This is a genomic window from Cloacibacterium sp. DMC96, from assembly GCF_056313765.1.
The window spans coordinates 392,960-404,982 of sequence record NZ_JBQUZQ010000002.1 but is presented as its reverse complement, the minus strand read 5'-3'; the positions used below and the strand labels follow the sequence as shown (position 1 = coordinate 404,982).

The 12,023-nt window shown below is 34.2% G+C and carries 10 protein-coding genes; 5 read left to right on the top strand and 5 right to left on the bottom strand.

Annotation, left to right across the window (positions count from 1 at the left end):
* The first annotated feature begins 110 nt into the window (after positions 1-110).
* Entirely contained in the window at positions 111-893 is a 783-nt protein-coding gene (locus tag ACT53I_RS10735; RefSeq protein ID WP_476079652.1) for a DUF4382 domain-containing protein, read from the top strand.
* Positions 894-957: 64 nt separating this feature from the next.
* On the opposite strand, the gene ACT53I_RS10730 is transcribed toward ACT53I_RS10735, so the two are convergent.
* The 4 genes from ACT53I_RS10730 to ACT53I_RS10715 form a co-directional block, all read right to left on the bottom strand.
* Entirely contained in the window at positions 958-1,416 is a 459-nt protein-coding gene (locus ACT53I_RS10730; RefSeq protein ID WP_476079651.1) for a DUF5362 family protein, read from the bottom strand.
* A 20-nt stretch (positions 1,417-1,436) separates the two neighbouring features.
* Complete coding sequence (locus ACT53I_RS10725; protein ID WP_476079650.1) at positions 1,437-2,972, bottom strand: YifB family Mg chelatase-like AAA ATPase; 1,536 nt, start codon at positions 2,970-2,972, stop codon at positions 1,437-1,439.
* Positions 2,973-3,137: 165 nt separating this feature from the next.
* The gene (locus ACT53I_RS10720; RefSeq protein WP_476079649.1) at positions 3,138-3,917 is read right to left on the bottom strand and encodes a hypothetical protein; all 780 of its coding nucleotides are present in this window, start codon (positions 3,915-3,917) and stop codon (positions 3,138-3,140) included.
* 386 nt (positions 3,918-4,303) lie between these two features.
* Positions 4,304-6,430 (bottom strand): elongation factor G, encoded by a 2,127-nt coding sequence (locus tag ACT53I_RS10715; RefSeq protein ID WP_476079648.1) that lies wholly within the window; start codon positions 6,428-6,430, stop codon positions 4,304-4,306.
* A 347-nt stretch (positions 6,431-6,777) separates the two neighbouring features.
* On the opposite strand from ACT53I_RS10715, the gene ACT53I_RS10710 reads away from it, so the two are divergent.
* The 4 genes from ACT53I_RS10710 to ACT53I_RS10695 all read left to right on the top strand — a co-directional run bounded on the left by ACT53I_RS10710 (position 6,778) and on the right by ACT53I_RS10695 (position 11,386).
* Positions 6,778-8,178 carry a nucleoside recognition domain-containing protein gene (locus tag ACT53I_RS10710; RefSeq protein WP_476079646.1) on the top strand — a complete coding sequence of 467 codons (1,401 nt, stop codon included), beginning with the start codon at positions 6,778-6,780 and terminating at the stop codon, positions 8,176-8,178.
* A gap of 96 nt (positions 8,179-8,274) precedes the next feature.
* A complete protein-coding gene (locus tag ACT53I_RS10705; protein ID WP_476079645.1) occupies positions 8,275-9,588 on the top strand; it encodes a TolC family protein in 1,314 nt (437 codons plus the stop codon).
* A 126-nt stretch (positions 9,589-9,714) separates the two neighbouring features.
* Positions 9,715-10,317: a SprT-like domain-containing protein gene (locus tag ACT53I_RS10700; RefSeq protein WP_476079644.1), complete on the top strand. Its 603-nt coding sequence runs from the start codon at positions 9,715-9,717 to the stop codon at positions 10,315-10,317.
* Entirely contained in the window at positions 10,307-11,386 is a 1,080-nt protein-coding gene (locus ACT53I_RS10695) for a mannose-1-phosphate guanylyltransferase (RefSeq protein ID WP_476079643.1), read from the top strand. The genes ACT53I_RS10700 and ACT53I_RS10695 overlap by 11 nt, the downstream gene beginning before the upstream one ends.
* A gap of 35 nt (positions 11,387-11,421) precedes the next feature.
* On the opposite strand, the gene ACT53I_RS10690 is transcribed toward ACT53I_RS10695, so the two are convergent.
* The gene (locus ACT53I_RS10690) at positions 11,422-11,946 is read right to left on the bottom strand and encodes a DUF6973 domain-containing protein (protein ID WP_476079642.1); all 525 of its coding nucleotides are present in this window, start codon (positions 11,944-11,946) and stop codon (positions 11,422-11,424) included.
* Between the last annotated feature and the right edge of the window lie 77 nt (positions 11,947-12,023).

Here is a 12,023-nt window from a genome sequence, read left to right as displayed (position 1 = left end):
AGCATTACTCTTTAGTAATCAAAATGTTGTAAAATTCTCAAATAATTCTATAATTATTTTATGTGAAGGAATTTGAAATTTTGTAACACCAAAAAATAAAAAGTTTAATTATGAAAAATTTATTTTTATCTTTCGCTGCCATCGCAGCTTTATCGTTAGTTTCTTGTGATTCTTCAGACGACTCAGGAAACACCGCAAAATTGAATGTTAAGCTAACGGATGCTCCTGCAAAATATGATGCAGTAAAAATTGACATCAAAAGCGTAGAAATTAACTCAGACCAATCTGGCTGGAATTCTTTCTCTGTAATAAAACCAGGTGTATATAATCTTCTAGATTTCAGAAACGGAATGGATATGCTTCTAGCTGAAGCCGAATTGCCAGCTGGAAGAATTTCTCAGATGAGATTAGTGCTAGGAAATAATAACTCTGTAGTAGTAGATGGTGTAGAATATCCATTGTCTACTCCTTCAGCAATGCAGAGCGGATTGAAGTTTAACTGGCAACAAACACTTGAAGCAGGTGGTGCTTATAATGTTTGGATAGATTTTGACGCAGGTCGTTCTATCGTAAAACAAGGAAACGGAACCTATGCTTTAAAGCCAGTCATCAGAACTTTTTCTGAGTTAACTGACGGACAAATCAAAGGATATGTTTTACCACAAGATGCTAAATCATTAATTCATGTGATTAATGTAAATGACACCATAGCTACAGCATTGCCAAATGCAGATGGTTTCTTCATGTTCAAAGGTTTACCTTCTGCTACGTATAAAGTTTCTTATGATGCAGATGCTTCTACAGGTTATGGAGATGTAAACAAAGAAAATGTATCGGTAACTTATGGTCAAGTAACCAATTTAGGAACTACAACTTTAGTAAAAGCAAACTAAAAATAGTAAAAAGAGAAATCCACCAATAATTTGGTGGATTTTTTATTTTAAGTCAGAATATCTCTTAATTCATCATTGCAGCAGCTCCCGCTCCAATAAGCCCAATGAAAATAATAATGGCATAAAAAGCAAGCAGAATGATAGTCAAAATTCCCATAAATTTATAATGAGATTTTAAAAATTCAAAAGCATCTCTAATAGCGTTATTGTCATTGTTTTCAATTGCTTTTTTAGTATTTTCTGAAAATTGATACAAGTAAGAAATTGGGAAATAGTATAAAACAGCAAATGCCAAATAAAGAAGCATCATAAATATTTTACCACCAAAAGGAAAATCTCCATTAGACATTAATGATGACGGAGCAAAAAGCATTACTAATGAACCCAAAACCATTAATCCGATTCCTACGAAACCTAAAATGGCTAAAAACTTAGTCCATTTTGCCGTTTCTTTTAAAAATTCTTTCGAACGCCAATCGATTACTAAATTTTCGCCGTTCTCTACATGTAAATTGTCTTCCATAAATTATATAGTTTAAAAAATTAAGCATTCCAAAATTCTCTATCCAGACTTCTGTATTGTATGGCTTCAGAAATATGATGAGAAAGAATATGTTCTGATTGTTCTAAATCTGCAATGGTTCTAGAAACCTTCAAAATCCTGTCATAAGCTCTCGCCGAAAGATTTAGTTTTTCCATTGCGTTTTTGATGAGATTTTTAGAATCTTCATTCAGTTCGCAGTATTTTTCTATTTCTTTAGGTCCGATTTGAGCATTGTAACTGATGTCTAAATCTTGGTAGCGCACATTTTGCATTTCTCTGGCTTTCAAAACGCGTTCTCTTATTGCAATACTGCTTTCGCCTTTTCTTCTGTCTGAAAGTTGCTCGAATTCTACTTTTTGAACTTCTATATGAATATCAATTCTATCCAACAAAGGTCCAGAAAGTTTATTCATGTAGCGTTGCATTTCAAATTGAGACGAAGTGTTATTAGGATCATCAGGAAAATAACCACTTGGTGATGGATTCATACTTGCTACCAGCATAAAACTTGCAGGATAATTCACCGAAAATCTCGCCCTCGAAATCGTTACTTCTCTGTCTTCCAACGGTTGACGCATTACTTCCAGAACTGTTCTTTTAAATTCTGGCATTTCATCCAGAAACAAAACGCCATTATGCGCCAAAGAAATTTCGCCAGGTTGAGGATAACTTCCACCACCAACTAGAGCCACGTCAGAAATCGTGTGATGCGGACTTCTAAAAGGTCTCACCGTCATCAAAGAATTATTAGCACTCATTTTTCCTGCCACAGAATGAATTTTGGTAGTTTCCAAAGCTTCTTTCATGGTTAATGGTGGCAAAATACTAGGAACGCGTTTAGCGAGCATGGTTTTTCCACTTCCAGGAGGACCGATGAGAATAATGTTATGACCACCAGCTGCGGCAACTTCCATCGCGCGTTTTGCCGTTTCTTGACCTTTCACTTCAGAAAAATCAAAAGGAAAATGGTCTATTTTTTCTTGAAATTCTTTTCGGGTGTCAAATTCTGTTCTTTCTAGCGGAATATCTTCGTTAAAAAAATCAATAACTTGTTTAATGTTTTCTACACCGTACACTTCCAGATTATTGACAATTGCGGCTTCTCTTACATTTTGCTTTGGTAAAATAATGCCTTTGAAACCTTCTTCTCTGGCTTTTATGGCAATCGGCAGAACGCCTTTTATCGGTTGCAAACCTCCGTCAAGGGAAAGTTCGCCCATGATGATGTATTTTTCTAGATTTTCGGCTTTTATTAAGTCTGAAGCTGCCAAAATACCAATGGCAATGCTTAAATCATAGGCAGAACCTTCTTTGCGCAAATCTGCAGGAGCCATGTTGATGGTGATTTTCTTACCCGGAATTTTGTAGCCTACATTTTTGAGTGCGGCATTAATTCTATAGCTGCTTTCCTTAATGGCATTATCTGGTAAGCCTACAAGATGATAGCCTACTCCGCCTGTGTCTACATTAACTTCTATAGTGATGGTTTGCGCCGAAACGCCATGAATAGCGCTCCCGAAAATCTTTACTAGCATTTTGGTTATTAGTTTTTTATAAAAGTAAAAGTAAGGATTTTTTTGAAATGAAAAAACCTCAATTTTTGGTTGAGGTTTTGTTTTTATAAGTCACGGATTTCTAATCCGTAACATCGGGTTTTTTATTATTAATAATGGGATTTAAATTTATGGAATAATATAATATTAAGATTTGTATTTTTTAAAATCTAAATTTTTTTTAATAGTGGCATCAATTTCCTCTTTTGTTCTATAGTCAATAGGATAAAGAAGATGAGTAGGATGATTGAATAGTTCAAAATCTATTTTTCCATTGAAATTTACATTGCTATTTTTGAAATGTGTTATTTCTGTTAATGGGAAAAATGAATTTGAGTCAATACTCAATACAAAACCAAAAGGAGGAAATGTTATTTCATTTACTAATCCATGGGTATTAGTATACATCATGGATAGATTTCTTATTTGTCCCGAGTTATTAAGATACATGAATATTCTATATTTCTCAGGTAAATTATTTTCTTTAGGATTTTTTATAAAGTGTAATAATTCAGGGTATTGTTCTGTAAAATCAGGTTTGTTAATACATATAAACATCGATATTACTTGTTTTAATAATTTTAAAGGAGAAATTTCTACTGTTGTAAATTTAGCCTTTTGAAAGTCGTTATTTTTAAAAATTGATTTACCCACCTGAGCCATTTTAAAATAATCAGGCACATAATTATATCCTAGAAAACTATTACAACTTCTGCATAAGCAATAATATCCAATACCTCCTTGTTGTAATTTTGCAGTTGGTTTGTAATCTTCACGATGTGAGTTTTGAATATATTCTAAATATGGGATACTTCTAAATTTAGTGTATTTATTAAAGGCAGATTTGGGTGGAATATGTTCAAAACTTAGTTCAGTTTTCTTTTTACAAATTCTACAAATCCCATTTTGCATTTTACGACGTGCCATAAATCAAATAAGTCTGTTAATTAAAAATTAGACATAATTGTAAATATACACATTCTCAATAATTTAATTTTATGGTTTTCCTTAAAACACACACCTTTATAAGTTAAAATAAGAAATTTCCTCACATATTTTTCATACACAAACTCGAATCAAGTCCCACTCAAGTTTTAGGTTTGCTCGTGGTTTGTTCGTAATTTATGGTACTTTTCCGAGGCTAATTCGAAGGAAACACGAACAAACCACGAACAAACGTAGAGTAAGACTCCTAAAAGACTGCTTTTTGAATGCTACTTACTTGGTGAAATTTTTATCAAGAAAAAAGAAAATGTACCCAACAAAAAACCCCAACTTGCGCTGAGGTTTTCTTCGAAATTATATTAGAAAAACTATGCTTCTACTTTTTCAGCAGCATGTTTTTTCACGAGGTCTTGTTGTACATTGGCAGGAACCAATTGGTAGTCACTGAATTTCATAGAGAATTTTGCTCTGCCTCCTGTTAATGAGCGCAAGGTAGAACCATAATCGTTCATTTCAGCCAATGGAACTTCGGCCATAATTTTTTGATAATGACCCTCGCTATCCATACCAGAAATCATGGCACGTCTGGTTTGTAAATCTCCCATTACATCACCAGTACATTCGTCTGGAGCTAGAATTTCTACATGATACATAGGTTCTAGCAATTGAGGATGCGCATTGTGGAACGCTTCTTTAAACGCACCAGAAGCTGCCAATTGGAAAGAAATATCATTAGAGTCTACACTGTGCATTTTTCCGTCATATACAGAAACTCTGATGTTTTGGCAGTGTGAACCAGTTAATGGACCTTCTTTTAACTGTTGCATAATTCCTTTTTTAATGGCGCCGATGTATCGAGAATCTATAGCTCCACCTACGATACACCAGTAGAATGCAAATTTTCCGCCCCAAGGTAAATCTTCGAATTCTTTGCTTCTAATATTTACACCTTCTGGTTCTGGCATTCCTTCATAGTAGTTTTCTACTCTCATGTGAATTTCACCAAATTGACCAGCGCCACCAGATTGTTTTTTGTGTCTGTAATCTGCTTCTGCTTTTCCAGTGATGGTTTCGCGGTAAGAAATTTTAGGATTTTTCATTTCCATTTTTACTCCGAAATCTTTTTCGAGACGATATTTTACCAAGTCTAGGTGCAACTGACCTTGTCCTCCTAAAATCGCTTCGTGCGTATCATGGTCTATCTCTACTTTTAGGGTAGGGTCTTCTTCCTTAAGTTTATTAAGTGCAGCAAAAAGTTTTTCCGTTTCTGCTGTATTTTCTACGAAAACAGCTTTTCTCAGCCTGCTTTCTGGGAATTTCATAGGTTCTATTTTTCTATCAACACCTTTTGTATTGAGAGTATTGTTAGAATGTCCGCTTTTAAGTTTTACGGTAACACCTAGGTCACCCGCAACTAATTTATCTACGGCGGTTCTTTCTTTTCCTTCTGCTACGAAAATTTGAGAAATTCTTTCGAGTTCACCGTTATTGGCATTAATCAGTTCATCACCTGGTTTTATTTCGCCAGAGAATACTTTGAAATAAGAAACTACGCCAACTTGCGGTTCAGATTGAGTTTTGTAAATGAAAATAGTGGCTTTGTCTGCAGCATTACAAGCCAAAACTTCGCCATTTTCTAGTTTGCTACCAAAACGGTCAGCTGGAGATGGAGCGATATCATCTATAAAGCCCATAATTCTACCAGAGCCCATATCTTTAGCACCAGATGCTACAAATACTGGGAAGAAATCGTGTTTTGCTAAACCAATCATTAAACCTTGTGCCAATTCTTCTTCAGAAAGATTACCTTCTTCGAAATATTTTTCCATTAATCCCTCTTCGTTTTCGGCAGCCATTTCTACCAATGCATTGTGCATTTCATTGGCTCTTGCCATTTCAGATTCTGGGATAGGTTTTTTCTCTGGTTTACCACCAGTTGCAGGGAACTCGTACATTACCATTCTCAAGGCATCCACAATTTGGTTAAAACTTTCACCAGAGTTCAGTGGATACTGAATAGGAATCACTTTGCTTCCAAATCTATTTTTAAGTTGTTCTAAAGCAGCATCGTAATCTGCTTTTTGATGATCCATCTGATTAATCACGAAAATAGAAGGTGTTTTGTAATCTTCTACATATTCCCAAACCAATTCAGTGCCTACTTCCACACCAGCTGCAGCATTTACCATAATCAGTGCAGTATCTGCTACTTTTAAGTTGGCAATTACTTCACCTACGAAATCGTCAAAACCAGGGGTATCTAAAATGTTGATTTTATTTTTTTTCCAATTCACGAACATTTGATGTGAGAAAATCGTGTTTTCGCGTTCGTGTTCTAGGTCGGTATTGTCGGAAACGGTGTTGTGTTGTTCTACAGTTCCTCTTCTTTTGATCGCTCCACCTTCGTAGAGCATGGTTTCTATAAATGTAGTTTTACCGCTTCCTGAATGCCCGAGTAAAACTACGTTACGGAGGTCTTTAGTGTTAGTGCTCATATCTTTTGAGTTTTAAAATTATTTTCATCTATCACATCTGATTTACTAAAATTCAGACGGAATGCACACTGCAATTCCTTATAAGGCGAAAATTTTTAAAATCAAGAATGTCTTAAAAGGCACTTTGAATGTAAAAATTTAGGATACTAAAATTACAAAAGATTTTAATACAATGTAAACTTTGGAACATGATTTTTGAAAGGTCGGGAATTGTGAGGTGATGGAAGCTGGATGTTTGATGTTAAAAAAAAGTAGAAAACATTTCTGTACTTTTTCTAAAAAACTTCTGACTTCTGACTTCTGACTTCCAGCAAAATTAGTTACTTTTATCAAAATTTTTCAAGGAAATGGTTTTAAGCAGAATTTGGAGCGCATTTATTATTGTAGCCATTGTAGTGGCAAGTATTAAATATTTATTTAGCGACAACTACAAAGCAATTTATAATGATTTGGTAGTAGGAAAAAGTGGAGACACGGTTCAGATTGCTAAAGTTCCTGTTCAAAAACTTTCTGCGGAAATTCAGAAATCTTTAACCGAAAATCCAGATACAGAAATTGCTAGAATTAATTATAAAAAAGATTCTACCAATCAAGTGGCTGTTTATAGAGTTCAAAAAGCGGATGGTGTAATCTCTACCAGTAAAACTGCGGTAGAAATTTCTCTAGGATTAATAGGAATTATGACACTTTTTATGGGTTTTATGAGCATCGCCGAAAAAGCAGGAGGCATCAATTTCCTTTCGAGAATGATTCAACCATTTTTCTCGAAATTATTCCCTGAAATTCCGAAAAATCACCCTTCTTTCGGTCACATGACGCTTAATTTTGCGGCGAATTTATTGGGATTGGATAATGCTGCAACGCCATTTGGTTTAAAAGCCATGGAAAGTTTACAAACCTTGAATCCTGATAAAGACAGAGCTTCTAATGCACAAATTATGTTTCTGTGTCTTCACGCAAGTGGATTAACGCTGATTCCGGTTTCCATCATTGCGATTAGAGCTTCTATGAATTCTGCAACGCCAACTGATATTTTCTTGCCGACTTTAATTGCTACTTTTTGTGCAACCATGGCTGCGATGATTATTGTTTCCATCAAACAAAAAATAAATCTTTTTCAGCCTACACTTTTGGCTTTCGTAGGTGGAATTTCTCTATTTATTGCACTTTTGGTTTGGTTTTTAGTTCAGTTAAATAAGGAAGAATTAGATAACGCAAGTAAACTCATAAGCAACGGAATGATTCTCTTGATTTTCTTTGGAATTATTTTAGGAGCGGTTTATAAAAAGATAAATGTTTTTGATGCTTTTATTGATGGTGCAAAAGAAGGCTTCAACGTTTGTGTGAAAATTATTCCGTATTTGGTAGGAATGCTGATTGCGATTTCATTACTAAGAACTTCTGGTGTTTTTGATGTCATTATAGACGGAATGAAATGGTTTGCCCAAATTGCTAATTTAGATACCCGTTTTGTGGACGGTTTACCAACGGCTTTAATCAAACCACTTTCTGGTTCTGGAGCAAGAGGAATGATGGTAGACACGATGAATGTTTTTGGGGTAGATTCTTTCCCTGCGAGACTTTCTGGGATTTTACAAGGCAGTTCAGATACTACATTTTATGTCATTGCAGTGTATTTCGGAGCGGTAGGAATTAAGAATACTCGTTATACTGTGGGTGCGATGTTGTTGGCAGATTTAGTGGGAATTGTGGTTTCTATTTTAATGGCGTATTTGTTTTTTGGGTAGTATTTTTTCTAAATAAATGAACAAGAGAAGCAGAAATGCTTCTTTTTTTGTAACAAAAAACACCATTCATCGTCTAATTAAGAAACTTTTCATCCTATGAAAAAAATATTTTCACTCGTATTGCTATCAGCATTTTCTTTAGGGTTTTCTCAAAAGAAATGGAGTTTACAAGAATGTGTAGATTATGCTGTTAAAAATAATTTACAAGTCATTAGCAATCAATATAATGCAGATATTCAGGCTAAAAATCTTGAAATTTCTAAGAAACAAAAACTGCCTTCAGTTTCGGGTAGTTTTAACAATAATATGAGTTTTGGAACTACGCAAGGTTTCCAAGGAAGTATCGGTAGAAATGATAATTTCAGTAACAGTGCTTCGGTTGGTGCAAATATGCAATTGTACAATAACGGAAGATTGCAGAAATCTGCTGAAAAATCTCAATATGATTTAGAAGCGAGTTTGTTAGATGCAGAACGTGTGAAAAATGATATTTCACTTCAAATTGCGCAACAATATTTACAAGTTTTACTGAATAAGGAAGTAAAAAAAATCTCTGATGAAGCCGTAGCAAATGCCGAAAAAGTATTGAGCAGAGCTAAAATCACCACAGAAGTAGGAACCACGCCAAAAACGGTAGAAGCAGAAGCAACTGCAGGTTTAGCAAGAGAAAAACAGCGCCAGAAATCTGCTGAAATAGACATTCAGCGTTCACTATTTTCATTAGCGATGTTATTGCAACTAAAAGATTATCATAATTTTGATGTTCAAGAAGTTCCTTTGCCTAGTTTATTAGACGCACCGCTTAATTCTACCGAAAATATTGTAGAAAAAGCCTTCGAAAATCAACCGCAAGTAAAAGCTGCTGAAACCAGAATTCTTTCTGCTCAAAAACAAACAGAAATCGCAAAAACAGCTTTTTATCCTAGCGTTTCTGCTTCTGCTGGAATTGGCACCAATTATTTTGATTCTTTAAGTAGAAGTAATGATGGTTTTTTTAAACAATATGGAGATAATTTTGGTCAACAATTAGGCGTTTCTGCAAACATTCCAATTTTTAACAAAGGGATTACCAAATTACAAGTAGAACAAGCTAAAATTTCTGAAAGCATTGCTAAAAATACTTTGGAACAACAAAAAGTAGAAGTTCAGCAAAATGTTCAGCGTGCTTATTTTGATGCCAATGCAAATTATGAAAACTATCTGGCTGCTTTAGAAGCCGAAAAATCGACCAAGTTAGCATTAGAGTTTGCAGAGAAAAGTTATGAAGCAGGTAGAGCTACCATTTATGACCTGAACAATGCAAGAAATAATTACATCAATGCGCAAGGTTCTGTTTCTCAAGCGAAATATAATTTTATTTTTAGCACAAAACTGTTGAATTTCTATGCAGGGATTCCGCTTTCGTTGTAATTGAATCGTGAATATTTTCCTTTAGAAAAGTGAATGTCGAATTTTTTTAATGTATATATTTGTAAAAATTCACTCAAAGAAATTCACAGCGAAACGAATTGATTTGAAAAAATTCACTCGAACTAAATGTCTGTTTCCGTTTTAGAAAAATTTTTACCAGAGAACGCGCTTCCTTATCTCAAAATTTGGTTTGGGAGTTATCCTTGTCATCTTAAAATTACCAAAAACAGAAACAGCAAACTGGGAGATTACCGAAAATTGCCCGATAAATCTCACCAAATTACCGTTAATGGAACACTAGAACCGCAATTGTTTTTCTTTGTGCTTACGCATGAATTGGCGCATTTGATTGCTTTTGAAAAATATGGTAGAAGAATTTCGCCTCATGGTGCAGAATGGAAGCAAACTTTTAGAGAAATGTTGCTAGAAAGTTTGACCGTTTATGCAGAAGAGTTACGTCCCATCATTCAGAAATTTTCAAAATCTCCGAAAGCCAATTTTATGGCTTCCCCAGACTTAGTGAAGTATTTTCATGTACCAGAGGAAGATGAGTTATTATATCTAGAAAACCTTATCGTTGGGGATGTTTTTGTCCTTAAAAATAAAGTTTTCGTAATTGAAGAAACAACAAAAAAGCGCTATCTTTGCCGTAATTTAAAATCTGGGCTAAAATATAAGGTAAATACATTAGCTCGGGTGAAAAAAATGGATAATCATTATGAAAAATAATAACTACTGCGTCATTATGGCAGGTGGAATTGGTAGCAGATTTTGGCCAATGTCTACTCAGAAATTTCCGAAGCAGTTTCAAGATATTTTAGGAACGGGAAGAACCATGATTCAGCAAACTTTTGATCGAATTAAGCAAATAGTTCCTACTGAAAACATATACGTAATCACCAACCAAGAGTACGTAGAATTATCTCATCATCAGTTGCCTGAGATTCCTCTAGAAAATATTGTTGGCGAACCTGTAATGAAAAACACAGCAGCGTGTAATATTTACATGGTCAATAAAATTGCAGATAGAGATCCTGATGCAAACGTAATTGTTTTACCAGCAGACCATTTAATTATTAAGGAGAAAACCTTTTTAGAAAAAGTAGAATTAGCCTTTGATTTGGCAAGTAAGCATGAGTATCTTATCACGCTAGGAATTACGCCAACTCGTCCTGATACTGGATATGGTTACATACAATTTATTGAGAAAAAAGAGGAAGAAGTTTTTAAAGTAAAAACTTTTACCGAAAAACCTAGTTTAGAAATTGCTAAAGCTTTTTTAGAAAGTGGAGATTTCCTTTGGAATGCAGGAATTTTTGTATGGAATGTTAAATCAATTCATAAAGCGTTTCAAGAGTTTTTACCAGAAATGACGCATGAATTTGACACATGTGAATATAATAATGATAAAGAATCTGTTTGTATAGAAACTATTTATCCAAAAGTAGAAAAGATTTCTATAGACAATGGAATTTTAGAAAAAGCGAAAAACGTATACGTAATTCCAGCAGATTTAGGTTGGAGTGATTTGGGAACTTGGACTTCTGTCTACGAAAACGCAGAAAAAGATGAGAACAATAATGCGGTTAAATCTAAGCACGTTCTTACCTATAATTCTAAAGGAAACATCATCAGACTTAGAAACAACAATAAAGCAGCTATTATAGATGGTTTAGAAAACTATATTGTGGTAGATACTGAAAAAGCTCTTCTGATTTGCCCAATTAGTAATGACCAGTTGATTAAAGACTACGTTTTAGATTTGAAAAACTTTAAAAAAGGAGAAAAATTCATGTAATTTTATTCTTTAACCCAATAAAACAAAAGAGAAACTTATGCTAAAGTTTCTCTTTTTTCGTCTATCATAATCAGTTCAAAACCGAAAGTTTCGTCTACACTTTTTACAGTTTTAATCTCCTGAGTTAATGCCAGCAGTTGCTCTATGAAAAAACTGGTTTCAAAAAACTGTCTGTGAATCGTAGGCAATAATTGCATAAAATAATCACGCCCCACTTTATTATTATGCAAATCCATTTTTCGTTGTAGAGGCTCATTGGGAAATAAATCTTCGTGCATTTGCGTGATTTTTTCAGTCCAAATTAGCGCTTTTTTCGGGGAAGAAACCTTGCAGCAATACATCATAATCAAACTGTTCCAAAGTGCGTGTCTGAAAGCATTTCCTGCACCGTGTAAACCATGTGTTTTTGGAAATAATTTTTCAGAAATTTTGTACGTTTTATAGGTTGCAAAAAAAGTAAGAACAGAAAAAATAGGATGACTAAACCCGATGAAAAATAATTTCAAAAGGTTTTTTAAACTTAAGCTTTTTAAGACATTAAAAACAAGTTTAGGTGTCATTCTAAGGGGTTTTTCTAAGATTAGTAAGTGTTTTTTTGAAAATGTTTCAAATAAAAATCGTAAAACAATTAAGTTTT

Coding starts and splice junctions, on each gene's coding strand:
- ACT53I_RS10735 (WP_476079652.1), top strand. CDS start 111: ATGAAAAATTTATTTTTATCTTTCGCTGCCATCGCAGCTTTATCGTTA.
- ACT53I_RS10730 (WP_476079651.1), bottom strand. CDS start 1,416: ATGGAAGACAATTTACATGTAGAGAACGGCGAAAATTTAGTAATCGAT.
- ACT53I_RS10725 (WP_476079650.1), bottom strand. CDS start 2,972: ATGCTAGTAAAGATTTTCGGGAGCGCTATTCATGGCGTTTCGGCGCAA.
- ACT53I_RS10720 (WP_476079649.1), bottom strand. CDS start 3,917: ATGGCACGTCGTAAAATGCAAAATGGGATTTGTAGAATTTGTAAAAAG.
- ACT53I_RS10715 (WP_476079648.1), bottom strand. CDS start 6,430: ATGAGCACTAACACTAAAGACCTCCGTAACGTAGTTTTACTCGGGCAT.
- ACT53I_RS10710 (WP_476079646.1), top strand. CDS start 6,778: ATGGTTTTAAGCAGAATTTGGAGCGCATTTATTATTGTAGCCATTGTA.
- ACT53I_RS10705 (WP_476079645.1), top strand. CDS start 8,275: ATGAAAAAAATATTTTCACTCGTATTGCTATCAGCATTTTCTTTAGGG.
- ACT53I_RS10700 (WP_476079644.1), top strand. CDS start 9,715: ATGTCTGTTTCCGTTTTAGAAAAATTTTTACCAGAGAACGCGCTTCCT.
- ACT53I_RS10695 (WP_476079643.1), top strand. CDS start 10,307: ATGAAAAATAATAACTACTGCGTCATTATGGCAGGTGGAATTGGTAGC.
- ACT53I_RS10690 (WP_476079642.1), bottom strand. CDS start 11,946: ATGACACCTAAACTTGTTTTTAATGTCTTAAAAAGCTTAAGTTTAAAA.